The 24,569-nt window shown below is 60.7% G+C and carries 23 protein-coding genes; 11 read left to right on the top strand and 12 right to left on the bottom strand.

Going from position 1 to position 24,569, the window contains the following annotated elements:
* Positions 1 to 586: 586 nt before the first annotated feature.
* The 6 genes from FH08_RS0130535 (at position 587) to FH08_RS0130560 (ending at position 5,039) form a co-directional block, all read left to right on the top strand.
* Positions 587 to 964 (top strand): hypothetical protein, encoded by a 378-nt coding sequence (locus FH08_RS0130535; protein WP_063771244.1) that lies wholly within the window; start codon positions 587 to 589, stop codon positions 962 to 964.
* Between the two features lie 94 nt (positions 965 to 1,058).
* Positions 1,059 to 1,343, top strand: coding sequence for a hypothetical protein (locus FH08_RS0130540; protein WP_031361998.1), 285 nt, complete (start codon positions 1,059 to 1,061; stop codon positions 1,341 to 1,343).
* Entirely contained in the window at positions 1,340 to 1,624 is a 285-nt protein-coding gene (locus FH08_RS0130545) for a DUF6723 family protein (protein WP_031361999.1), read from the top strand. The genes FH08_RS0130540 and FH08_RS0130545 overlap by 4 nt, the downstream gene beginning before the upstream one ends.
* A 290-nt stretch (positions 1,625 to 1,914) precedes the next feature.
* Positions 1,915 to 2,118 (top strand): cold-shock protein, encoded by a 204-nt coding sequence (locus FH08_RS0130550; RefSeq protein WP_031362000.1) that lies wholly within the window; start codon positions 1,915 to 1,917, stop codon positions 2,116 to 2,118.
* Between the two features lie 414 nt (positions 2,119 to 2,532).
* Positions 2,533 to 2,757 carry a hypothetical protein gene (locus FH08_RS0130555; RefSeq protein ID WP_031362001.1) on the top strand — a complete coding sequence of 75 codons (225 nt, stop codon included), beginning with the start codon at positions 2,533 to 2,535 and terminating at the stop codon, positions 2,755 to 2,757.
* A gap of 563 nt (positions 2,758 to 3,320) precedes the next feature.
* On the top strand, positions 3,321 to 5,039 hold the full coding sequence (locus FH08_RS0130560; protein WP_081889628.1) for a methyl-accepting chemotaxis protein: 1,719 nt from the start codon (positions 3,321 to 3,323) through the stop codon (positions 5,037 to 5,039).
* Positions 5,040 to 5,410: 371 nt separating this feature from the next.
* Here FH08_RS0130560 and FH08_RS0130565 read toward each other — a convergent pair whose 3' ends face one another.
* Positions 5,411 to 5,872, bottom strand: a complete 462-nt coding sequence (locus tag FH08_RS0130565) for a response regulator (protein ID WP_031362003.1) — start codon at positions 5,870 to 5,872, stop codon at positions 5,411 to 5,413.
* Positions 5,873 to 6,150: 278 nt separating this feature from the next.
* Here FH08_RS0130565 and FH08_RS0130570 point away from each other — a divergent pair, with 278 nt between their 5' ends.
* Both FH08_RS0130570 and FH08_RS53020 read left to right on the top strand, forming a co-directional pair.
* On the top strand, positions 6,151 to 6,855 hold the full coding sequence (locus FH08_RS0130570; protein WP_031362004.1) for a response regulator: 705 nt from the start codon (positions 6,151 to 6,153) through the stop codon (positions 6,853 to 6,855).
* Positions 6,856 to 6,964: 109 nt separating this feature from the next.
* The gene (locus FH08_RS53020; protein WP_031362005.1) at positions 6,965 to 7,162 is read left to right on the top strand and encodes a hypothetical protein; all 198 of its coding nucleotides are present in this window, start codon (positions 6,965 to 6,967) and stop codon (positions 7,160 to 7,162) included.
* 75 nt (positions 7,163 to 7,237) lie between these two features.
* Here the strand turns inward: FH08_RS53020 and FH08_RS0130580 are convergent, their stop codons facing one another.
* On the bottom strand, positions 7,238 to 9,268 hold the full coding sequence (locus FH08_RS0130580; RefSeq protein WP_031362006.1) for a hybrid sensor histidine kinase/response regulator: 2,031 nt from the start codon (positions 9,266 to 9,268) through the stop codon (positions 7,238 to 7,240).
* A 233-nt stretch (positions 9,269 to 9,501) separates the two neighbouring features.
* Here FH08_RS0130580 and FH08_RS0130585 point away from each other — a divergent pair, with 233 nt between their 5' ends.
* The gene (locus FH08_RS0130585; RefSeq protein ID WP_031362007.1) at positions 9,502 to 10,275 is read left to right on the top strand and encodes an SDR family NAD(P)-dependent oxidoreductase; all 774 of its coding nucleotides are present in this window, start codon (positions 9,502 to 9,504) and stop codon (positions 10,273 to 10,275) included.
* A 141-nt stretch (positions 10,276 to 10,416) separates the two neighbouring features.
* Here FH08_RS0130585 and FH08_RS0130590 read toward each other — a convergent pair whose 3' ends face one another.
* A complete protein-coding gene (locus FH08_RS0130590; RefSeq protein ID WP_031362008.1) occupies positions 10,417 to 10,800 on the bottom strand; it encodes a VOC family protein in 384 nt (127 codons plus the stop codon).
* Positions 10,801 to 10,810: 10 nt separating this feature from the next.
* Positions 10,811 to 11,776, bottom strand: coding sequence for a hydroxymethylglutaryl-CoA lyase (locus FH08_RS0130595; protein ID WP_031362009.1), 966 nt, complete (start codon positions 11,774 to 11,776; stop codon positions 10,811 to 10,813).
* Between the two features lie 189 nt (positions 11,777 to 11,965).
* Between FH08_RS0130595 and FH08_RS0130600 the strand changes: the two genes are divergently transcribed.
* Both FH08_RS0130600 and FH08_RS0130610 read left to right on the top strand, forming a co-directional pair.
* Positions 11,966 to 12,370, top strand: a complete 405-nt coding sequence (locus tag FH08_RS0130600; protein ID WP_031362010.1) for a PaaI family thioesterase — start codon at positions 11,966 to 11,968, stop codon at positions 12,368 to 12,370.
* A gap of 467 nt (positions 12,371 to 12,837) precedes the next feature.
* Positions 12,838 to 14,208 carry an MFS transporter gene (locus FH08_RS0130610; RefSeq protein WP_031362011.1) on the top strand — a complete coding sequence of 457 codons (1,371 nt, stop codon included), beginning with the start codon at positions 12,838 to 12,840 and terminating at the stop codon, positions 14,206 to 14,208.
* On the opposite strand, the gene FH08_RS0130615 is transcribed toward FH08_RS0130610, so the two are convergent.
* From FH08_RS0130615 to FH08_RS0130650, 8 genes are all read right to left on the bottom strand, one after another.
* Positions 14,205 to 15,323, bottom strand: a complete 1,119-nt coding sequence (locus tag FH08_RS0130615; protein WP_063771245.1) for a zinc-binding metallopeptidase family protein — start codon at positions 15,321 to 15,323, stop codon at positions 14,205 to 14,207. The two genes, FH08_RS0130610 and FH08_RS0130615, sit on opposite strands and share 4 nt — an antisense overlap.
* A 285-nt stretch (positions 15,324 to 15,608) precedes the next feature.
* The gene (locus FH08_RS0130620; protein WP_031362013.1) at positions 15,609 to 17,111 is read right to left on the bottom strand and encodes an efflux transporter outer membrane subunit; all 1,503 of its coding nucleotides are present in this window, start codon (positions 17,109 to 17,111) and stop codon (positions 15,609 to 15,611) included.
* Entirely contained in the window at positions 17,108 to 18,139 is a 1,032-nt protein-coding gene (locus tag FH08_RS0130625; RefSeq protein ID WP_031362014.1) for an efflux RND transporter periplasmic adaptor subunit, read from the bottom strand. Before FH08_RS0130625 ends, FH08_RS0130620 begins: the two co-directional genes overlap by 4 nt.
* A 7-nt stretch (positions 18,140 to 18,146) precedes the next feature.
* The gene (locus tag FH08_RS0130630) at positions 18,147 to 18,356 is read right to left on the bottom strand and encodes a DUF1656 domain-containing protein (protein WP_031362015.1); all 210 of its coding nucleotides are present in this window, start codon (positions 18,354 to 18,356) and stop codon (positions 18,147 to 18,149) included.
* A 39-nt stretch (positions 18,357 to 18,395) separates the two neighbouring features.
* The gene (locus FH08_RS0130635; RefSeq protein WP_031362016.1) at positions 18,396 to 20,543 is read right to left on the bottom strand and encodes an FUSC family protein; all 2,148 of its coding nucleotides are present in this window, start codon (positions 20,541 to 20,543) and stop codon (positions 18,396 to 18,398) included.
* A gap of 6 nt (positions 20,544 to 20,549) precedes the next feature.
* Entirely contained in the window at positions 20,550 to 21,068 is a 519-nt protein-coding gene (locus FH08_RS0130640; RefSeq protein WP_075583401.1) for a MarR family winged helix-turn-helix transcriptional regulator, read from the bottom strand.
* Positions 21,069 to 21,175: 107 nt separating this feature from the next.
* Complete coding sequence (locus FH08_RS0130645; protein WP_326928988.1) at positions 21,176 to 22,885, bottom strand: cobaltochelatase CobT-related protein; 1,710 nt, start codon at positions 22,883 to 22,885, stop codon at positions 21,176 to 21,178.
* Between the two features lie 127 nt (positions 22,886 to 23,012).
* A complete protein-coding gene (locus FH08_RS0130650; protein WP_031362019.1) occupies positions 23,013 to 24,224 on the bottom strand; it encodes an AAA family ATPase in 1,212 nt (403 codons plus the stop codon).
* Positions 24,225 to 24,569: the final 345 nt, after the last annotated feature.

Raw genomic sequence — 24,569 nt, forward strand, 5'->3', positions numbered from 1 at the left:
TTGGCGACCACTCCAAAACTCCCAGAATCTTTATCAGATCGATATTCGTTCTGGGAGTTCTATTGCCCTCCAACAAACTGCATCGCCAAGCCAGACGGGGCCTTACGCACTTCTGCAAGGCCGACTAAATATAGACAGGGTTTGTTGCAATGGGCCAATATAAATAAGTCGAAATGCCCGCGACGAGTATTCCTGAACGCTTTATTCAGTCGATTGGCCCGGTAGGGCAATTGGGTAGGCTTTCGCCTGAAAGCCTTGCTTCCGTTCGGTTTTTTACGCAGTAAAACACCCTTAGCCGGTCATCCCAATTTGGATCCGGCCAAAAATACCGTCTGTGGCGGAAGGTATGCAAACGCAGGAAAATGCGACCGGCTCACTTCATCCAATGCTTTAAAAACCATCATGGCACCGCCACTGGTCAAGCCCTTGCGTTATCCGCCAAATGCCGGGCAAACTCCGATTTGCCTTGCCTCACGCCACGATTCGGCGCATTCTTAATCGTTCCGATGCTAATGACCGTCAGTTTGCATATCGGTCTTCAGCAAATTTCCACGACGGTCAGCGCAGTGTGTCCAGCGAGTGCGTTATGACCATCCATACCATCGAATATCGCGGCTATGCATTGCGCGCTTATTCGCAGCAGATTTTCCCGCCGCATGGCGATCCGTTTGCAAAAGGTCCCAAGCGGTTTTCTGCGATTGTTCAGATAGATACAGTACCGACCGACAGCGCAACGTCCAAGCGCTATTCGCCAGCGATCAAGGGCGCCGAGCCGGCCAATGCCGACGACGCTATCGAGCTGGCCATGCAATATGGTCGAGATATCATCGACGGCAAGGTTCAGGCAGGTGCACTCTACAACGCGCGAAGCGGGCGCTTTTCCCGCTCGGTGCGGCGGTTTCAGCCATCGGCGGCTGCACCGTCCGCGCCTTTGCAGCCAGGCGGCGCTGACAACGCCACATGAGCGGCAACGCTCGAAGTACGCAATACATAATACGCAGTAGCCACGCGTGACAAGATCTCGGGGCGTCGCGCAATAACTGAAATTGAAGAAAATCATGAACGACACTGTAAGAAGCTATCGCGGCCTCGAAATTTATCCGCTGATCTATCCGCACAAGCCGCGCGGTGCAGACGGCTCCCGCCATTACGACTCGGGTTTCGACGCCGCCGTGAAGATCTCTCGCCGCGGCGTTGACGACAGCACGACCACCAGCCGCGTGTATCGCGTGCCGGGCACCGGCCCATTCAGCGGCTCGGGTGAAGCGCGGCTGGCGTCCACGCGTTATGCAGAACGGCTGATCGACGGCAACGTCGCCGGCGAATCGATTGCCGATCTATGAGTTATTCGCTCGATCATCCGCCCATGGGCTCTTCGCTCGATAACCGGACGGCCGACAAGCCGGCCGGATGGGCCAATTACAACGTGGCGGCCTCGTCAAGGCGCGCAACGGGCGGCACCATGCCCACGCTGCGTGTGACGCGGCTGAGCGACAAACGCGTGATCTATCCGTTTGTCGGCTGTGCGGATATGCCGCTTTTCCCCGACGCACAAGGAGCACGCGATTACGCAGAGCACTATGGCGCAAGCCTGGTGGACGGTGATATCGCCGTGCCTGAGTGACGACAGGGTGACCAGACAGGGTGCCAAACAGCACTTGCCGGGCTCGCGAAGCGGCGGCAATCATGGCAATTCGTCTATGATCGTTTCATTGTGTGACTAGGCGCGGTCCGAAATAGCTTGACACGTTACCCCGCGCCACGTAATCTGAGCGTCGAAGTATTCAAGAAGCTCGATTGCTGTTCATCATTCTGCCTCGTTATCTCCGCGGTATTTGTTGTCCTCTCACTTCCTTGAAGCTTCTCTCGCCTCAATACGGGGTTGCATCATTTTTATATTTTCAAGGATTTATCATGGATACCGGTATCGTCAAGTGGTTCAACGACAGCAAGGGCTTCGGCTTTATTACGCCTGACGCAGGCGGCGACGACCTCTTCGCCCACTTTTCGGAAATTCGTAGCGACGGCTTCAAGACGCTCGCCGAAAACCAAAAGGTTAGCTTCGAAACCAAGCAAGGCCCGAAGGGTCTGCAAGCTTCGAACATTACCCCGCTGTAATTAGTGGTGTAGTCGATTTATCGCGTAAATTGGCACGAGCCGATTTACGCGAGCAGTAAATGTTTTCGCGGAGCTTCGGTTCCCGGTTGCGGCAGTTGCCTTTAGTGAACGACGCCGCCACCACCAGCATTGCACCTGTCTGCCTCTGCTTGCATCTGTTTGCACTTCCACTTTAGTCCGCTTTAGTTAGTCTGCTTTAGTCCCTCTGCAATCTCCTGCAACTTCGCTGCCACACGTCGCGAAGCAATACGAACGCTAATTGTTCGAATTGTTCGTTAAGGCGCTTGTGATTTCGGCTGCTTTCCGCTGTTTTTCTGCTGTTTCCTCTGCGAATTTTTAAGGCCTGGTGCCTGTTATCAACGCGTCCTGACAATCAATGTTTGTCGGACCCGCGTTTGTTCGTGTGTATCACTTATGCATAACTCTAATATTTATTTGTACAACGGCTATAAAGTCGTTCCTTCCGCGCATCGTCTGCCTGATGGATCCTTCGCGTCGAACCTATTGCTCGAGCGCCACAGCGGCACCGAGAAGGGCAACCGCTACCAGTTCCACGTTCTCGATTATTTCAAGAACGAGGCGCAAGCACTCGGCCATTCGCGCAAGTGGGCACGTCAATGGGTGGATACCCGCGGCTGATCGTCCGCAGCGGGTCATTTTGCGATCCATCGAAATGGCCAGCCAACGGCTTGCTGTTAAAAAGCATGGCCCAGACATCCGTTTTCTCAAGTTCGATCTAGTCGGCTTGCTCTTATAGTCTCCTGGCACGCGCAACAAGCGCATGTGTCCGTCGGCGCACCATCGAGTGCGCCGTTTTTGTTTCAAGCCCACCGAATAAGCGTTTGCTCCACGGGGACGCCGTTGCGCTTGTCCTGCATTGGCCTACAAAACGAATCCAAAAATACTTGTAGAAACTTTGCATCTTTACCCTTAAGCAATCCCCCGGTGCGGTCGATAAACCCTCTGCCTGAGTCGACAAATGTGTGACGGAGCATTAGCAAAAGAAGTTAGCGCGTTCGAGGGGTGAGAGCCTCGCCGTCAACGAACACTTTGCGACAGGCACGGCGCGCGGACACACGAAAATCGATGTGCCCGCGCTGCACTCAACCCGCTGCCGGTACCTTGGGGGGCCAAGGACGGCAGCGGCTATTCAGCCGTCAAGAGCCCGTTCGGGCAGGAGTCACCACGTGAATCTCAAACACATGAGCATCAAGAGCAAACTCGTTGCTGGATTTGGCGTGCTCTCAGTTATCGTGCTCGGTGTGTCAGCGATGTCGCTGCACGCGCTGAGCAGTTCCACCGATGGTTTTTCGAACTATGTCCATGGTCCTGGCGCGCGGGCCGACATGGCAGCACAGGTTCGCACGGCAGTGGACCGCCGTGCCATTGCGGCTCGCAATCTTGTGCTGGTGACGAAACCGGTGGACCTGGAAATAGAGAAGGCCGATGTCACGCGGGCGTCGGACGACGTGCAGTCGAGGCTGAAACTGTTGAAAACCATGGTCGCAAACGGACCCGGCAGCAGCGACACCGCCCGCAGTCTGGTGGCCGAAATCGATCGTGTGGAGACGCTGTATGGGCCGGTCGCCAACAACATCGTGGCGCTCGCGCTGGCGGGCAAGCACGACGAGGCCATCGTCAAGATGGATGATGAATGCCGGCCGCTGCTGGCCGCGCTCGTGAAAGCGACGGACGCCTACGCCGACTTCACGCGCGGCCGCCAGGAACAGTTGGTGCGCGACGCCGAAGATCAGTACCAACTGCAGCGCAACCTGCTGATCGCCATTTGCGTGGCCGCGATCGCGGCGGCATTGGCCGCGGGCGTGTTCATCACGCGCTCGATCACACTGCCGATCCGGCGTGCCGTCGATGTCGCGAGCACGGTGGCTCGCGGCGATCTTCGCAGTTGCATCGTGGTCACTCAGAACGATGAGACCGGGCAGTTGCTCGGCGCGCTCGCCGACATGAACGCGCGGCTGATCGAAACGGTGAGCCGCGTGCGTGAGAGCAGCGGCAGCATCGCGAGTGCGTCGTCGGAGATTGCGACGGGGAACACCGATCTCAGCCAGCGCACGGAGGAACAGGCTGCGTCGCTGGAGGAAACGGCGGCGAGCATGGAAGAGCTGACATCGACGGTCAAGCAGAACACCGAAAACGCGCAGCAGGCCAGCGCGCTGGCGACAAGCGCTTCGGATGTTGCCCAGCGTGGCAACAAGGTGGTCGGGCAGGTGGTCGATACCATGCACGGTATCAGCGAGAGCTCGGCGAAGATTGCGGAGATCACGGGGATTATCGAAGGGATTGCGTTTCAGACCAATATCCTGGCGTTGAACGCGGCGGTTGAAGCGGCGCGGGCCGGGGAACAGGGCCGTGGCTTCGCGGTGGTCGCGAGCGAAGTGCGCAGTCTCGCGCAACGGTCGTCGAATGCGGCCAAGGAGATCAAGGACCTGATTGCGAACTCGGTGCTGCAGGTCCAGACCGGTTCGGCGCTTGCCAGCCAGGCTGGCGAGACGATGTCGGAGGTGACGCAGGCGGTCGCGCGCGTGACTGACATCATGGAGGAGATTGCGGCGGCATCGATTGAACAGGGCCGCGGCATAGAACAGGTGAACCATGCCATCACACAGATGGACGAAGTCACGCAGCAGAACGCGGCGCTGGTGGAAGAAGCGGCGGCGGCATCGCAGTCACTGCAGGATCAGGGCCGGCAGTTGACAGAGGCCGTGGCGTTCTTCCAGATGGAGGCCACGACGGTTGCATCCCGTCCAGCGGCTAAGCCGACGCATAAGCCAACGCATAAGCCGACGGTTCGTGCGGCGGCCTCGCCGGTTGCCAAACGAGCTATTAAACGCTCGCCCGCCGTGCTGATTGCACCGCTGAAAACGGCGAGCGCCGGCGAAGAGGGCTGGAGCACGTTCTGACGCATTGTTACTGTCTGGCAGGCGGATGAGGTGGCGCGACTGCGGTCGCGCCGCTTTCAGCGGGTGGCGCATGTGGTTTTATAGGCTGATCGCGTTAAGTCTTTAAATCCGTATGACGCTGCCGATCAAATTATGATTCGTTATCCAGATGACTATTTTTAGATTGGTCTCGTCGCGCTGTATTCTTTGTATCGATTCGCTGGCTTGCAAATGAGGGCCGCGATCTGCCGGCGGCGCTGATAGAAGACGTGGTGGTCGGCGGCGCGGTGTTGATCGTCACTGCGTTTGCTTGATCTGCCTCAACAGCGCTACCGGTGTAACTGGCGTCGACGTCGGCATCGGCGCAGGTTCAGCTTAAATTCGGCCCGGTTTCAATAATGGCACCGCTTGGGTATCGAGAAGTAGGTGGCCAGCATCTCTGCCAGGCGCCAGGTGGCGCAGGGCCGCCGGCAGTGGGCGTCAAAGCCTGCATCTTTCAGGGTTTCTACCGGATCGGCCGGCCAGACGTTGCTGATTGCGACCAGCAGGCGGCCGGTGATGTCGGCATCGGGGCGCAGGGCGCTAATGAAGGCATAACCGGATTCGCTGTCGAGCCGCGTATCCAGTATCAATGCCTGAGGTTTCCAGTTCTGCAGCAGCGAACGCGCCGATTTCAGGCTCTGGGTATGCATGACCTGCAGCCCGGTCAGCCGCAGCAGCGCGGCCAGCGATTCCCCGATCAGTTTGTCCTGATGGGCGATCAGTACCCGCGGTGAGCCGATCGGCATGCGTGCCTGTTTCTTGCTCCATAGTGCAAAGTGTCTCTCGTCATCCGTGCCTGAACGATTGCTCATAGTGCCTCCTCCTGGTCTTATGGTGTGGGCGGGGCGCCGGAGCCGTTACTGGAACCGAATGAGCTCCATGGACGGCAACTGCGGGTCCGGCGTTGGGAGTGCTGCGGAATCGATGAGTGAGTGTCGCGATTAAACGTTTGCCGCAAAACCCGGTCGATGAGGGGACGCACGCAAACTTTTCGGGGGGGTCGCAGACCCCCCTTCGTATCCCTGCGAAAGGGGGGGTGGCGACGCCCCGACATGCCGTTACCATCTGGTTGTGATTTATGGGAATGGCAATGGAAAACGGTAATTTCAAAACGGTGTTGCTGGTCGAGGATGAGGGGCTTACGAGAAGCGCCATGAAAAGCCTGATCCTGGCCAACGAACCGTTGCTCGATATCGATGAGGCTGACGGCTTCGAACAGGCCACGGAGAAGCTGTCCGAGCGCTCGTACGATCTCGTTTTCCTCGACTATCAATTACGGGGTAATTCCACGGGACTCGATCTGCTGAACTGGATCGGGGAGCAGGAGCGCGAGGTACAGACCATCATGCTGTCCGCACAAGACGACCGCGATACGGTGCTGGAATGCATCAGGAGCGGCGCATGCGGCTTTATTTCGAAGGCGAGTGAGCAAGGGCCGGGCGTGTTCCGCGAGGCCCTCAAGACGATTTTGAGCGGCCGGGTGTATTTGCCCAATAGCGTGCTGGGAAAGGGCGGCCACAGCCCCAAGCCGGTCTCCACCCATTCCGGGGTGACGGTGGAGTCGCTGAACCTGCCGCCGCGGCTGACGGAGACGCTGCGCTATTTGTTGCAGGGTTTGTCGAACAAGGCGATCGCGAGAAAAATGAATATCAGCGAGAACACCGCCAAGGAGTATTCAAGCGATCTCCTCGCCCGGTTTCACGTGACGCGGCGCACGTTCCTGATCGTGGAAATGGCGCGGCGCGGAATCGAGATGCCGATGGGCAACACGGCGACGGCAGCCGCGTCACGGTAGCGTTAGCTGGACCTGAGAGATTTATAAAAACAAGTGTGGACAGGGCTTTGCCGGTATTTGTGCCTCTACAATACCGCCAAGGTCTTGCCGCCGTGGCAGGACGAGGGCAATGCCGGGATTCCACATGCGTGTAGTGATAAAAAAACCGGAAACACCGCTTGTTGCAAATGGGGAAGCTGGATGCATTGCCACGATGCCTGCGCGTTTCGCCGAGTACGAGCTCAATCACCTGTTGGCTGGCATTACCCAGGACAACTTGCATGCCGAGATCGGCTTCGGCCTGGCGGTTGGCGCTGAAGTCTTCTGAAGTTCCCTTTTGCCGGCGATACTTGCCGACACGTCAACGACCGCCCGCGCTCCGGGCGGTCGATTTCATCTCCCCTCAGCAAGCCCTCGCTGTCTCGCCCTCCTGGCGCCCCGATATCAGCGACGCAATCTGCCGCCGCAATTCAAATGGGCTAACCGGCTTGCTCAGCACGTCGTGATCGCATGCGAGCGGCACGATGGTCGCAGCCGGCTCGCCGGTGACGACCAGGCATGGGCAGCGCCGCCCGATTCTCGCGGCACTGAGCATGGCCACATCGCGTGCTGTTTTCGAATCGCGCAAACGGAAATCCGTGATGATGAGATCCGGATAACGTTCGATGGTATTCAGCGTCTCCTCAAACTCCTCGAAGCTGCTCGCGGAGTCGAACAGCATGCCCCATTGCACGAGCAACGCTTCCGTCGATGCCCGCACGAGGCTGTCGTCTTCCACCAGCAGCACATAGAGCCCGTCTAGCGGCACCGTCTGTAAATCGGCGGCCTCATCACCGCGCGTGCGCGGCGCGGCTTCGCCGAGCGGCGAACCGCAAATGGGCATTTCGAGCGAGAAGCGCGAACCGCGTCCTTCCGTGGATTTCAATTCGATCCGATGTTCCTCCAGGATGGACACCACGGCGTTCACGATCGACAGCCCGAGGCCCAGTCCCCGGTCGTTGTCCTGCTCGGCGTTACCCACCTGGAAGAACGGCTGGAAGATCGAATCCCAATGTTCCGATGCAATGCCAATGCCGTTGTCCACCACATCAATACGCGTTCGCGTGGCCGAACGCACCACGCCCACAATAACCACGGGCTCGGCTTTCTTGCTGGCATCGGCGTAACGAATGCCGTTCGACACCAGGTTCACAATCGCCCGCCCCAGCCAATGCGCGTCGCTGCGTACGTACACGGGCGCCTGAGGCATGCGCAGGCGCAACTCGACGCCGTGCATGGTCGCGAGCGGGCGCAACTGCTCGGCCGCTTCAAGCACGGCGATCTTGAGATCGAACACGTGATAGCGGGGCACGACGCGGCCCGACTCGAGCCGGGACAGATCGAGCACTGCGTTCAGGAAGCGCGCAAGGATCACCGATGAACGGCCGGATTCATCGATCAGCCGGGCGGCTTCGGTTACATCATCGTGATGCAGCGCTTCGGCGGCAGCTTGCAGGAAGAGATTGAGCGCGTGCATGGGTTGCCGCAAATCGTGCGTGGCGGCGGCGAGGAAATTCGACTTCTCCTTGCTTGCAGTTTCCGCGGCCAGCATCTGCTGCTCCTTGAGTGCGAGCAATGCGTTGGTCTTGGTGTCCTGTTCTTTCTCCGAAGCAAGCAGGTCCAGGTTCTTTCGTTCCAGTTGAACGTTTGCGGTGGAGAGCTCGTTATTGAGCACACCGAGTGCACGCTCTGCGGCGAAGCGTTCACGCGACACCCGTTCCGCATGCACGCACACACCATGGCCGATCACGACCACGTTGAAGAGATAGAACATGCCCATGTAGAAGTCTTCGGGCGAGAGAATCCTGATGGTGAACTGCATCACGATCACCGATGAAAACGTGATCGCGGCGGCTGTCAGCGCCACCCCCGACATCAGGTAGAAGAAGCCGGACTGGAAGAAAAATACAAGGTAGAGCCCGACGAAATACCACGTGTAGTTGTACGGTCCTGGCGCCAGGGCCACCATCAGAACCAGCAGCACGTTACAGCCGTAGACGCCGGTCAGAATCACGCGCTGCGACGTGGCATGCGTCGCGAACGACGCCCTCAAGGTCAGGCTGCCGACGAATCCCAGCAACACGATGCCGGCCAGCCGCAGCACCATGATCTGCATGAAGACGGGGGCAAGCACCGCGCTTTCACGGCCGAAACTGAAGTCGTACCAGAGGAAGCAGATCCACACAGTCAGCGCGAGAAGCGCCGATGCACGGCGAAACGCGCAGAAACGACGGCAATGGTCTTCGAGGAACTGGGCTTCGAAGGCGGCGTCGGGAAACGGCTTCGGTACCGAGAGATTGCGGACGAGACTTAAGCCAGCATCGCGCGCGGACGAGGAAAAGAGCCGCGACGGTTTGGGCGCGGCCATGTCAACCACATGCTCGGGGACGTCCATGATTCGCTCACTCGAAAAAGGGCGTGATCGATTACTTTAGCTGACCATTCGCCTGAAGCAAACATCGTTTTTTACGAAGTATTCCAGATGTTTACCGTTCATGACAGCACGTCATCGGCTTGATGACTGGCGCGCGCTCGCTAACGGCAAGCTCTCACGCTACGCTTGGCTTTCATCGTTGCCAGATAGATAGCCCTACTGCGTTATTCGTCTGATCTTTAAAAGGTACCGCTATGTCACGCATTTTCATTACAGGGTCCGCCGATGGGCTCGGTCAAATGGCCGCCCGTTTGTTGGTGGCGCAAGGGCATCGGGTGGTCCTGCATGCCCGCCATGAAGAGCGCGCGCATCAAGCCATGCAAGCCGTACCGGGCGCAGAGGCTGCCGTGTCCGGCGATTTGTCGAGTATCGAAGAGACTACCCACGTGGCGCTTCAGGTGAACCGGCTAGGACACTTCGATGCCGCGATCCATAACGCAGCCGTGGGGTATCGCGAGCCGCGGCGCATTGAGACCGTTGATGGCTTGCCGCACGTCTTCGCCATCAACACGCTCGCGCCCTACATCCTGACCGCATTGATCGATAAACCCCAACGCCTGGTCTATCTCAGCTCGGGCATGCATGAAGGCGGTGATACCCGTCTCGACGATCTGCTTTGGCAGCAGCGGTCCTGGCAAGGCTCAAGCGCCTATTCCGATTCAAAATTGCACGACGTCCTCCTCGCGTTCGGCATGGCGCGCCGCTGGCCCGGCGTGTTGTCCAATGCCGTGCATCCCGGTTGGGTGCCGACCAAAATGGGCGGCTCGGCTGCGCCCGATGACCTGAAGGCCGCGCCGCAGACACAGGCCTGGCTCGCCGTCAGCGATGACCCTGCCGCAAGAGTGACGGGCGAATATTTCTTCCATATGAAACGGCGGCAGGCGAGCGCGGCCGCCCGCGATGCGGATTTGCAGGATCGGATGATCGAGGCGTGTGAGCGTTTGTCGGGGATACGGTTGCCCGAGTGAGGGGCGCGTGGGTGCGGGGCTTACCGCAAACGCGTGAATGCATCGGGCGCTGTTCGTTGCTATTCGTTGTCGTTCGTTGTCGCTAATAGGGGCGTATTCGGACGCGAGGAGAGCGATTGCATGACAAGCCCTGCCGAGCCCTTAAATCAACTCGGAAATCTCGATCAGGTTCAGATCGGGATCGCGGACATAAACTGAACGAATCTTCTGCGTGGCGCCGGTACGCTCGACTGGCCCTTCGATAATCGGCCACTCGAATTGCTCGAGGCGCGCGATCACATCGTCCAGCGGCACGGCTGCGATGAAGCACAGGTCCAGCGCGCCCGGCACCGGCACATGCGCCTTCGGCTCGAACTCCTTGCCGCGCACATGCAGGTTGATTTTCTGGTTGCCGAACTTGAACGCAGTCCTTCCCGCACCGAAGGTTTCGAGCTTCATCTGCAGGACTTCGGTGTAGAAATGGCGCGTCGCGGCTTCATCGACGCAAGTCAGGACGAGGTGATCCAGGTGATCGATGATGGCCATGTCAGGCTCCCTAATTGGCAAATGCGTGTTGTGCGGGGGCGCCGCTTGCGTCCATCGGCGGCGCGTCGTGCAGGTCGAGCCGGCGGCCGGCCTTGAGGATCTGGCTCGGTACGTCGTGACCTATCAGGCCCGGTAACAACGCTGCTGCATTGAGTACCGAGGTGAGATCGACGGCGGTGTCGTAGCCGTCCAGTTGCAGCATATGGACCAGTTCCTCCGTACATACGTTGCCGCTTGCGCCGGGCGCGTAAGGACACCCACCAATGCCGCCAAGCGATGCATCGAAACGATCGATGCCTGCATCCAGCGCCGCCAGCGTGTTGGCTAGCGCCATACCGCGCGTGTTGTGGAAGTGCAGCGTGAGTTCGAGCGCGGGGAATGCCTCACGCACGCGTTCGCAAAGTGCTTTCACCTGTGAGGGGAACGCCATGCCGGTGGTGTCGCAGAGGGTCACGCCGTGCACGCCGAGTCCGGCGAAACGCTCGGTCCAGCGCAGCACTTCTTCCACGGCGACGTCGCCCTCCATGGGGCAACCCATCGATGTGGACAGCGACACGTTGATCGCTACCGGCGTTGCCTTCACCACGCCGATCACTTCACGCAATTGCGCGAACGACTGCTCGCGGCTCATGCGCAGGTTCGCGCGGTTGTGGGTCTCGCTAACCGACATCACGAGGTTGACTTCATCGACACCGCACGACAAAGCGCGTTCCGCCCCGCGCACGTTCGGCACTAGCACGGTGTAGACCACGCCTTCGCGCCGCGCGATGCCATGCATTACGGCTTCAGCGTCGCGCAGCGCGGGAATGGCTTTCGGCGATGTGAACGACGTCACTTCGATCTTCGCGAATCCGCAGGCGCTCAGGGCGTTGACCAAGGCGATCTTCGCGTCGGTATCGACGAATTGCTTTTCGTTCTGAAAGCCGTCGCGGGTCGCGACTTCCTGGATATACAGGCGTTTCATGGGGCTCCTCATGTCGGATGATGACGCGTTATAGGGACATGATGGACCCGCGTCGGGGCCTTGAAAATCGGTGGATTTTCCACGACCGTTTCCAAATTGGAAAGGCTTGCGGAAGGCTCATGCAAGTGCCTTCGCACGCAAAACACTTCGTCATGGCACAGTCTTGCATAAACCCCACTTCCAAGGCTGGAGCTTTTTCCGATGTCTGATTTCGTTCTCGACAATCCGTTTCTCGAATTCCTCGATGCACGCCTGGTTGCGTGGACACGCGGTTATGCCGAGTTTCGCATGCCGATTCAAGCGCGTAACCTGAATCGGCAGGGCGTGTTGCAAGGCGGCGCGGTAGCGACCTTACTCGATGCCGCATGCGGTTACGCAGGTCTCTACGCAGAAGAAGCCGAACCGGCCATTCACGGTTTCACGCTTTCGCTGACGGTCAATTATCTCGACACGGGGTTGGGCCAAAGCGTGACAGCGAAGGGGTTTATCGAGCGGCAGGGGCGCAGTATCTTTTTCTCTCGTGGCGAAGCGTGGGTCGACGACAAGCTCCTGATTGCGAGCGCGCAAGGGACGTTCAAATATGCCGGCACACACGGCAAGAAGTGATTTTTTTCAGGCGGCACGCAGCAAAACAAGCGCCGGTTTCCCGGCGCTTCGTCCTTGACCAACATGCATGCGTACGACGAACTCAAGCCGCCGGCTTGAGCACCACCTTGGGTCCAGCCGTCGTCACGCGCATCGAAGTCCGCGAAATCTTCGGGCACTTTCTCAAGCGGCAACTCATGCGAAACAATCACCGATGGTTTCGCTCGATCCGCGCCTTCGCCACCGGTCAGCCGATTTTGCAAATGGCAGGCAGTGCTCCTGTTCGTTAGGACCGCTGTGCTGGCGTCGGCGGCACGCATAGCCGGTGGCACCAATGTCGCTTCGGTCCTATCACCATGACGCGATCGTTCTAGGAGCGGGGTTTATGGTCGCATCTACTCGAAGGAACCCATCCAGCGCGTTTCCGGTATGCCGGCTCGCTAAAAAAAACCATCCTGCATCACCGTTCCTTTCCCGGGAGTCATCGAATGTCGAGAACGTTGGAAGCATCGCCCCCTGAAGTCGATCTGCAAACGCTGCGCAAGGTGATCTTCGCGGCATCGATCGGCAACTTCGTCGAATGGTTCGACTTTGCCGCGTATGGTTTTCTCGCGACCATCCTCACGCGGGAGTTTTTCCCAAGCGGCGATCCGGCAGTCGGGCTGCTCAAGACCTTTGCCGTTTTCGCCGTGGCGTTCGCATTCCGGCCACTGGGCGGCATTGTGTTCGGCGTGATTGGTGACCGCATCGGCCGCAAGCGCACGCTTGCATTGACGATCCTGATGATGGCCGGGGCGACCACCTTGATCGGTTTGTTGCCGACATATGCTGCGATCGGCGCGTTCGCGCCGTTCCTGCTGACGGTCATCCGCTGCGTGCAGGGGTTCTCCGCGGGCGGCGAATATGCAGGCGCATGCGCCTACGTGATGGAGCATGCGCCGCAGGAAAAGCGTGCGCGTTACGGCAGCTTCGTGCCGGTATCGACGTTCTCGTCCTTCGCCGTGGCTGCGATCGTGGCTTACGCGCTCGACGCTTCGCTTTCCGCCGATGCCATGAGCACCTGGGGCTGGCGGGTACCGTTCCTGGCCGCTGCGCCCATCGGCCTGATCGGTCTTTACCTGCGGATGAATCTCAGCGAAACCCCGGCTTTTCGCGCGCTCGAGGGCGAGCACAATGTGGCGCATGCACCGTTGCGCGACACGCTGCGCACGCAGGCAGCGGGCATTCTCAAACTGGGGGCGTTCATCTCGGTGACAGCATTATCGTTCTACATGTTCACCACCTATTTCGCGACTTACCTGCAAGTGGCGGGCGGGTTGAATCGCGCAACGTCGCTGCTGATCACGGTGATTGCGTTGTTTTTCGCGGCGGCGCTGTGTCCGCTGGCGGGTCTCTATTCAGACTGGGCGGGCCGCCGGAAGACCGTGTTGACGGCGTGCGTCATCCTGATCGTCATGGTCTATCCATCGTTCTCGCTGGCGGGGTCGGGACACTTTCTGCCGTCGGTAATCGGCGTGGGCATGCTGGCGATTGGCGCGGTATTGGCGAACGTGGTCACCGCGCCGCTGTTATCCGAGGTGTTCCCGACGCGCACGCGCTATACGGCTTCCGCCATCACCTACAACCTGGCCTATACGGTGTTTGGCGGCACGGCGCCCCTCGTTGCCACGTGGCTGATCACGACGACGGGCAACAACATGTCGCCTGCCTTGTATCTGGTCGTGATCGCGGTGATGGGATTGATCGGTGGATTGATGTTGCCGGAGACGTCGAAGGTCTCGCTGCACGGCGCGGGTGCGGCTCATCCCGATGCGACGAACGCCGCTGCATTGAAAAGCGCACCGGGGTCGGCGGCTTAAACCTTGGGGGCCGCTGACGGTTTGATAACCGCCGCAACGGCTACGTCTGGCGATTGCTGGGCCTGCCCCGACGCTGCGATTACCCGATCCACGAAGCGCAGTTTTTCGACGACGGGCGGCGCGAGCGCGAACGGGTAGGCGTCCGGCATGCCGAGACTGCGATTCAGGCTGTTTAACGCGTAGGTGAGCGGAAACCACTGTTTCATCAGATGATTGAAGGTTGCTTCACCGGGTGGCACCTCGACCGAAAGCGTAGGATCCAGCGAGTTCCCCGGCATCAGCGCGACGCCGCAGGCCTTGGCGGTATCGACGGTATCCACGATGTGCAGGTAGTGCGCCCAGGTTTCCGCCCAGTCTTCCCACGGATGCATGGTCGCGTAGGCGCTGACAAACGATTTGCCCCAGTGCGGCGGTGCTCCTTCCTTGTAATGCTTCGCCAGCGCTTCGCGATAACTCGCCCGCTCGTCGCCGAATAGCTTACGAAAGCCCGTGATCCACCGCGTATTGGCGACCAGTCGATCGAAATAGTAGTGGCCAATCTCGTGCCGGAAATGGCCCAGCAAAGTCCGGTAGGGCTCGCCCATCGAAAGTCGGACGCGTTCGCGCTGCGCGTCATCGGCTTCCGCGATGTTCATGGTGATCAGGCCTCTGTCGTGACCGGTCAGCACTCGCTTGCCGCGTTTATCTTCCAGGAATTTGAACTGCAGCCCCGTTTTCGGGTTGTCCTGGCGCGATTCCACGCGCAGTCCCAGCGCGCCGAGCGTGTAGAGCAGCCGGCGTTTGGCCGCTTCCAGCTTGAACCAGTAGTACCGGCGGTTCGCCACGCCCAGGTTGGGAATGGTGTGCGTCAGGCGGCAGGCGTGGCACAGCGGGTCGGTGGAATCGGCAGGCACCATCCAGTTGCAGACTTTTTCGACTTCGTAGTTGTGACAGCGTTTGTACAGCGTGTCCCGGTGCTCAGGGTGCCGGCTGCGCCAGAGACCGTCGCCGGCGTCTTCGAAAGCGCTGATTTCAGCGATCTCCGGGATAAAACCAAGCAGCGATTCGCAGCGTTCGCAGCGAAAATTCTCGAAGAACACCAGCTGATTGCAATGATTGCAATGGAACGTTTTCATAGGCCGGGGGTATCGAAGTACATGGTGCATGTTCCCCCAGTATGGGCATGCGCGCTGGAAGTTCTTCGAAACAACCTGTATTGCGCCGGGGGAAGTGGCTCCAGAGGCGGCTTGGGCCTAGCTTACGCGTTCTTGCTGAGGGATGCGTCGTAGCGGACTGTGAGGGGACGCTCGAATTACAAAAGAGTGATTCGTGCGCCGACCCAGACAGGCGCAGCGTGATCCGGTAGATAGGATGACGACATAATTATCGACTCACAGAAGCAATCAACCCGTCCAACCGCTTTACTGACTCGGAGCGCCCGCACTTGCTCCCACCGGCGCAGCGGCTGCCTTGGCCGCTGCCTGGTTCGGGTCCATTTCCCATCCGCCGCCCAGCGCGAGGAACAAGTTGACCTGATCGAGCGCGACCTGGCTTCTCGCCGCAGCCAACTGCCCATTCGTCGATGTCAACGTCCGCGTGGCATCCAGATCGGCGATAAACGACTCCCGTCCGGCGACATAGAGACGATGAGTCTGATCGGCGGATTGGGCCGCTGATTTCTGCGCGGCCGTCAATGCATCCGCGCGAGTGTAATCGGCGGCATACGTGGCGAGGCTGGACTGGGTTTCTCGCAGCGCCTTCAGCACGACGCCATCGAACTGGGCAAGCGCGGCATCCGCGCCGTATTGCGCTTCCTGAACCCGTCCGCGCTGACCGTTCACCGGGAAGCTCCAACTGATCAGCGGACCGAAGCCCCATCGTGCGGTCGGTTGTGTGCCGAGATCCTCGAGAATCCCCGTCAACCCCGCCGATGCCCCGATGCTCACCGTTGGAAACAGCGCACCCGTGGCCACGCCGATCCTCGCTGTCGATCCAGCGAGCTTGCGTTCCGCCTCGCGTACGTCGGGGCGCCGGCGCAGCAGCGCGGCGCCGTCGCCGACGGGCAGCGGCTGTGCGATCACCGGCGTCTTGTGGCAGGCAAACACGCCCTTGGGCAGGTCGGCGGGCGCACGCGCCAGCAGCGTGGCGAGCTGGTATTGCGCGATCCGACGGCGTGCCGTGAAGGCCGGAATAGTCGCCGAGAGCGATTCAACTTGCGTCTGGCCGCTGGTGACATCGGGCACATTTCCTCGACCCGCCTGCTGCAAGCGCCGCGATACGGATACACGCTCGCGCTGCAAGTCGAGCGAGCGCTGCGCAATGCCGAGCTCTTCCGCTGCTGAGCAATTCTGCACGTAGGCACGCACCACATCCGCTACTACCGTAATGCGGGCGAGATCGGCCGCGGCCTGCGTCGCGTCGCTATCGGCGCGTGCGGCCTCCACGCCCCGGCGAAGCGTGCCGAACAGATCGAGTTCATAGGAAATGTTGATGCCGATATCGCCTTCATTCGCGACGGGGATCTTTTCCGTCAGCAGGTACTGCTCCGCCGATTCCTGCGCGCGCTTGAACGCAGCCGATGTACCGCCTGAAAAACCGCCTTGCGCCTGCGCCACGCCGAGCGCGGCGCGCGAGCGGCCGAGATTGGCCGCGGCCACGCGCAAGTCCGTGTTCGACGCCATGGCTTGCTGGACCAGATCGTCGAGGACGGGGTCGTCGTAAAGACGCCACCAGTGCGTGGGCACCGCGCCGGCCGATATGGTCAGCTGACCCGACGCGCCATCGAGCGGGGCGTTGGTGAACGGCGCATTGACGACGGCGTCTTTCGGCACCGAGTAGTCGGGACCGACCGTAAAGCACGCGGCTAGCGCGAGCACGAACGGCGTCAGGACGAGAGCGCGCGGCATCTTCATCGACTTCTTCATTGACTTGCACCCGGCGCGGAGGCGGTCGCAGTGCCGCTGCCCACGCCGCTAACCGGCGAGACTCCCACAGCGCTCACGGGAGCCACCGCGGAAGCACCTGACGCAGCGACGCCGCCGCTCGCGCCGTCTGCACTCGCCGCCGTGTTCGATTTGCCGAGCGGCGCGAGATCACGCACCGACACCGTCGCCGTGCGCCCCGCGATCATGCGAAAGTCTGCGGGCACCTCATCCAGCGCGATGCGCACCGGAATCCGCTGCGCCAGCCGCACCCAGCTGAACGCCGGATTCACGTTCGGCAGCAGATTCGATCCCTGCACCCGGTCGCGATCCTCGATCCCCGCCACGATGCTCTGCACGTGCCCGTGCAGCATCTTCGCCTCGCCCATTATTTTGATGTCCACCGGTTGCCCGATATCGATCCCGTGCAGCTTGGTCTCTTCGAAATAACCATCGACGCGAAACGAGTGCAGGTCGACCACCGACAGCACCGAGCGTCCCGAGCTCACATATTCGCCCGTACGCGGTGCGCGATCGTTGAGATAACCATCGACGGGACTCACCACCGTCGTGCGCTGCAAATTGAGCTTGGCAGTATCGATAGCGACATTCGCATCGGCCAGCGCCGCTTCCGCCGTCTGCACGCGCGATTGGCTTTCCTCGGTCACTTCACGCGCGACAAGATCGCCGAGCGTGCGGTTGCGAGCGTCCTCGCGACGCGCCTGATCGAGCGTTGCGTGGCGCTGCAGTGCTGTTGCCTGCGCCTGGCGCAGCGCGAGTTCGTAGCGCGCCTGATCGATGACAAACAGCACCTGGCCGGCGCTCACCGGCTGGCTGTCGATCACGTTCACCTTCACAATCAGCCCGCCCACGTCCGGCGCCACTTGCACGACGTCGGCGCGCACATGGCCGTCGCGGGTCCAGGGCGCGTACATGTAGTAGTCGACCAGCCGCCACAACACAAACGCGGCGATCGCCACGACGACGAGCGTAAAGAGGATCTGTCCAACGGAGAACCAGGCTTTTTTCACGATGATTTCAAGGTATTAGCCGATGCGAAACAATGACCACGACGCCGAGCACGATCACGTAGATCGCGAGGTCGAAAATGGAGCGATGCCAGACGAAACGGTACAGGCCGACGCGGTCGAAGACCCGCGTGACGACCAGGCAGAACAGGTACGCAACCAGCATCAGTACCAGCGCGGCGGGCAAATACACACCGTAGATATCGACTTCACCGATCATCGCGGGTGCTTTGTAAAATGGAGTTGAAGGAGCGGCGTGTCATGCGGCAGGCCCCGGTTCGGGCGGCAGGGCGGACGCGAGCGTCTCCGGAAACAACGACAAACGCATGCCCACCAGCGCATGCAGCGCGTCGCGGATCTGGCGGCCGGCAACAGCGGGCGAGCGCTCCGGCTGCGCGGCCTCGGCGGCTGCTTCCGCCGCCGCTTCCGCCTGCACCGCGCCGCCGCGCCTTGTAATGCGATCCAGCGCTATATCGATAGCCGCTTCCAGGCTCAGCGGCACAGGCAAACGCGCGCCGCGCTCCACGCACTGCTGGAAATACGCGCGCACACCTTCCAGCACGCGATCGACCGACGCGAGATCGGCGTCGTGCAGACGTTGGCGCAGGCGCCGCAGATCGAGCGAGTTGAAGGCAATCCGCAGATCGCGAAAACTTTCGATGGACGGATGACGCTGGTCGTCGCTGGCGGCGAGGCGCGGGATGACCTGCATGAGACGGTCGATCATGCGCGCGGTGAGATTTTTCTGGTCATCCACAGGCCGGGTCGATGCGCTCAGCGCCACGTCGCGCCAGCCCGAGCGGATCAGCCGCGCTGCCGCCAGTTCGGCGCCGAACGGCCGCGTCACGCGGGTCCAGACGAACGCGAATAACAAACCCGCCGGTCCCGCCAGGTTGCTGTTCATGAAGGTCAGGAAGTTCGCGTCGTAGGTTCCCTGGATGCTGATGAACGTGGCTGTGTTCACGGCGGTCAGCATGGTCGCGAGGTTGTATTGCGGGCGCGGGATCAGCGTGCCGATCAGGATGAAGGGAGTCGCGAACATGATCACGAGCATGGGGAAGTCGTGCACCGTCGGCAGGATGACGAATAGATACAGGCCGGCCAGCACCACGGCAAGACAGGTGTAGGTGAAGAACGCAAACACCTGGGGCGCGGGTTCATCGAGGGCGGCGAAGAAACAGCACGCAATCGCGGCCAATGTGACCGCACCCGCGCCGTCGTTCCAGCCGGACGCAATCCAGAGGCTCGACGAGATGAAAATGGCCAGCACGGCGGACCCTGCCGAGAACAGCAGCATGCCGCGATCGAAGTACTGCTGCGTGCCGCCCAGCCGCCAGTGGCGGTAACGGGGCCGCCAACTGCCTTCTTCGTTCGTGATGATCACCCGCAGCGTGCGGCAATCCTGCCAGACATCGACGAGTTGTTTCAAGCGCCACAGGGTGTTCGACAGCAGCGCACCATCCCAGGTCCGCAGCGAGTCCGCGTCGGGTTGCAGGCTCGCGATCCGGCTGCGCAGGGTGTCGGCCCTGGGGTCGTTATTGGCCTGCGCGGCTGAGGCTGCGTCAGCGCGCGTGGACAGTGGTTCGTCGAACCATGTGACGATATCGGCGAGTAGCGCTTCGAGGCCCGGCGGCGCTGGGTTCCGGCCGTTGAACAACGCGGCCAGGGGGTCGCTGATCGCCGACATGATCGGCATCAGCAGCTGCATCCGGCCACGCAGCGCCTGTGTCCGCGCGAGCACGTCGGGCCGGGTGTGATCGTAGGCAAGCTGGCTCAGCAGGAACTCGAGCGCGTTGACAGTGACCGCGAGCCGCTGCCGGCACCCCGAGATGCCCTTGCCGCCCGTGCGCCCTGAGAGCGTTTCTTTCGCGTAGAAAGCGGCGTCGCGGAACCACGCGTTGGTCCGTTCGATGAGCGTGGGCGCGAGACGGCTCGGCAAGATGGCGCCGCCGACCACGCTGGCGCACACGATGCCAAGCACGATCTCTTCGGTCCGCGATACGGCGAGATCGAAGACGCCCGCCGGGTTCATCACGGAGGGCAGTGCGATCAGCGGCATCGTGTAGGCGGCCAGCATGAACACATAGCTGCGTGCGGTGCGGTCGGAGATGGCGAGCAGCAGCAGCGTGCCCGTCCATAACGCGACGACCGCGCTGAACCAGTAGGGCGACTCAACGAACGGCGGCACGAGCAGCACGGCGGCCGATGCGCCGATCATGGTGCCCAGCGCGCGGTACAGCGCCTTGGAACGCGTCGCTCCCACGAACGGATTCGACACGATATAGACCGTCGCCATCGCCCAGTAAGGACGCGGCAGCTCCAGCTTGAGGCCGATATACAACGCCAGCATGGAAGCCGCGAAGGTCTTGACCGAAAATATCCATTCGCGTGAAGTGGGGTACGTCATGGTGCGCTAGACGCCTTCTTCTGTGTCGGTTTCGGTCGGGCCGATGGTAGGGCCTTGGTGTGACGCCGGTGTTGAAGCTGGTTGCGTTTGACTGGACGCGCCAAGTTTAAACGCAGCGAATACCCGCAGGGTTGCTTCCAGGTCTTCGCGGCTCACATCGTTGAGAACGCCGGCGCGCAGTCCGATCAGTTCCTTCTCGATCTTGGCGGTCACTGACCGGCCTTCGTCAGTGAGCGAGATGATTTTCGCGCGGCGGTCGTCGGGGTCTTCGTCGCGGCGCACGAGGTTGGCCGCACATAACTGATCGAGCAGACGCACCAGCGACGGTCCTTCGATTCCTGTCAACTCTGCCAGTGCCACCTGCCGGACAGGCGCGTCAAGCCGCGCTGCGATCAGCAGCGGCGTCGCGCACGCTTCGGAGACGTTATAGCCCGCGATTACTTCGTGGCTCGTGCGCCGCCACTGGCGCGCCGCAATCACGAGCGCGCTGCTGACGGATTGACGAAGGACATCGATGGTTGGCATGGCGCGCATTGTATTTCGATGACAATTCGTTAGCAAGCTATTGAATTAATTTTCGGGGCGGGATGATCCAGTAGCGAAGTGAGGGCAGATAAAAGAGCGGCTTAACGTCAGTTGACGCGCTTGAGCAGCAGTTCGCTGAGTACCGTGAACGCCATCGTGGGAAGTTCATCAAGTTTGCGCACAACGATGTTATGCGCATAAAACTTTTCTACGGCGTCGTCGAGAAGTCCGATGCCGATCAGTTCTATGCCCCAGCTCGCGATTTCGTCTATCCGCGCCCGCAGGTCGGTTCGCAATATCACCGGATGGCCGTCGCCCGTGGCGGGATAGCCGTCAGACAGGACCATCAGGATGCGCCGGCCGGCGCGTTGTGCTGCCAGACGCTCAGCGGCCCACGCCAGCGCTTCGCCGTCCGGATTCTCATGACCGCAATCAATCGCGCTCAGACCTGCCGGATTGTTCGAGGCGAAGCGCTTGTAGATCTGCAGATCGAGCCGTTCGACGCGCCGGTTGAAACGGTTCAAATCCACGCCTTCGGCTAGCTTCTGCTCGTAAAGTGCGCGCATTTCTGGAGATTCGACCGAGCTGTAGCCAAGCACTTCGCACTTGAACGAAAGCTGCATCAGCGCGTCGCAGAGCGAGGCGGCGCAGAGCCGGGCGAGGGCGATTTTTGCGCCGGCCATGGAGCCGCTGCGGTCGATCAGCAGCGTGACGGCGGCATCGCGCCCTTCGGTTGTGCGCTTGACGCGAAATGGCGTTCGATATCCCGGCGATACAACCAGCTTCGCCAACGCCGGCCGGTCGATTTCTCCGCGTTCCTGCTCGCGTTTCCAGTGCGTCTGTTCATCCGCTTTCAGCACACGTTCAAGGCGAGCGGTCAGCGGCGCGGTTTCCGCGCGTGCGAGCGCGCGCAGGTTGCGCCACGCGGCGGCGTCGCCCAGGCCGGTGAGATCGGTGATGAGATCGAATTCGGTCGTGAGCGGAATGGACAGGCGAGGGCGGCCATCGATCATGTCGATATCGAAGGTCATTGGTGGCGTCGGGGAGCTGGCTTCCAAAGCCTCCGCGCTGGCATCCGACGGCGCTTGGGCGATGCTGGCGGCGTCCGGTGATGCTGCGTCGGAAATCTCCTGCGACGCCCCGTCTGGATCGCCCGATACTTGCTCGGCGTCGAGCGCTTCGTCGGCGTCAGCGGAAAACATCATGGTGTTGACGTCGCCGGCTGCCAGCGACCTGATCCGTCCCACGAGCGCTCGCGCGCCCGCCACGCTTTCAGCAGTCGAACGGCTGGCGCGGGTGGTCTGCAGCAACTCGCTCACGGCGCCGAGCGTGGCGATGAGGGCTGGAGTTCGCTCGGTCACGTCGGGCGCTTCGTCCCAGAGCGCGCGTTCGATGAACCAGATCAGCTTGTCGCGCCAGGCCAAGGTTGGCCAGCGCGCGTGCGTATTTCGCCCCGTTTGTTCGCGCAGCTTGCCGACAAACCTGCGTGCACCCGGATAGTCGTTGAACAGCCGCTCACATACGCGCCGATCTTCGATCGCTTGCGCAATCTGCCGGGTCACGTCGGAATCGAGCACGCTGATTTCGCTGTTGGTGGAGTACTTCGAGCGCGCCACAAGCAGGTCGAGTTGCCCGGTGAGCGCGTCCAGATCAATCGCGCCGGCAGCGTCCGGGGCGATTTCCGGCAACACGATGCGGTCGCGTTCCACCCGCGGCCCGGATGTGTCGAACGATACCGTCACGCCGTATCGGCCCGTCAGTACGCGGGCTATCTTGCCGAGCATCGAGTCTGAATGGGTCAGGTTGGAGGCGGACACATCGATTACCGGTTAAGCGCACGGGCGCTGCGCTTCGCGCTATTTTCCGCTTGGGCCGACGTGAAAGCCGCGCCGGCGCTCGGTGAATATCGCCTGTTACGGCTGCATTTGCGCATAAGCACGCCGTTCATTCGTCGAACGCAATGTGATGCCGAATGATGCTGCGGATCAGCGCGGCGTCCTCGACGCTCACTTTCGCGTAGATCGCCGGGCCGGCGGCGCGCTCCGGGTCGCCGGAACGCAGCATCAGGTCGGCCCAGTCGAGCAGGCGCCGGGTGGAAAACGCGCTCGCCAGATCTTCGCGGGCGAACGCCGCGCGGCAATCGGCGGCAATGGCGGCGAGCGTTTGCGCCATCGGCCGCGTGAAGCGGCTCCCAAGCGTGCGCATCAACACTTCCGCCTCTTCCTCGGGCGACAGGTAATTCATCAAATACACGCGCCAGCGATCGAGAAACGCCTCGTTCATCAGGTTGGCGCCCTGATACAGATGCCGATACACGCTCATGGCGCCGACCGCGTTCGCGGTTGCGAACAGGCGGAAGGACGGATGCGGCGCCACCAGTTCGTTGCCTTTTTCCTTCAGCAATAAACGACCGTTGGGTTCGAGCACGGCGGTGAGAACAGCGAGTATCGAGGGCTCGGCGAAGTCGATTTCATCGACTACAAGCCACAGGCCTTCACGCAAGGCAGTTGGCAACACACCATCGACCCAAAGCGTTTCGCCGCCTTTCACGGTCCAGAAACCCACGAAATCGCCGATGGTCGTCTGACCGTTCATATTCGCCCGCAGCACGCCGTGTTGCGTACGGGCCGCGACCTGCTCGATCAGGCTGGTCTTGCCCGCGCCGGTATGGCCGATCAGCAGCACGCGCCGGTTCTCCACGATGTCCTGGAGGATGTCGCTGAAACGCTCGGGGAAGAGGTAGGCAGGGTTTAGGCGCGGCACGAGTGGACCCGGTTGGCCGAGCGGCATGTCCACCGGGCCGATCGTCGTGGTTGCTTCGTTTGAATCCGGATTCGCGTCTTGAGGTGCTTGCCGCGCGGCGTGTCGAAGTTCCTTCAGAAAGCCGGTTCGTCCTTGCGCGGGCAGCGGTGCGAGCGCGGGATCATCGGGTCGAAAAAACCCCTCCCGATGCCACTTTTGCAACTTCGACCTGAGGTTTTCAAGGTCGACGACGGTATCGATATTGGCCGGCCCGTCGCCGACTCCATGTTCGATCCGATACATCTGCGGACGATCGGAGAGCGTCACCAGCCACCACTCGGCGGCCTGTCCCGTCGAGCGCTCGTAGCGGCCAATGTGAGGATCGTCTTGCAACTTCGGTTCGGGCGCGTTCATTGGCTTGGCAGGGCATTGGCGGGTGAATGGGTGAGGCTGAATGTTCGAAACTTTACACGGTCGAGGGCTGAACTCGGTGTGGCGGAGCGGTTTCGGGATTCGCGGCCAGGGAATTTTTGGGGCGGGAACAGTGGATCATTTTCAACGCCGATCTATTCGATAAATTGAATTATGAATGAAACGTAAGCTATTGATAATTAATAAATTTATAGCATAATATGCCAACAATTTTTTGGGTCTCGAAATGAGTTTAGAATAAGTCCATAAATTTATGTTTTATAAAGGAAAAATTGGTTTTTGAGATGTTAGTTCCTAAGGTGTTTTCTCAAACACTCCTCATGCTCC

The organism is Caballeronia sordidicola, from assembly GCF_000729995.1.
GTDB classification, from domain to species: domain Bacteria; phylum Pseudomonadota; class Gammaproteobacteria; order Burkholderiales; family Burkholderiaceae; genus Caballeronia; species Caballeronia sordidicola_A.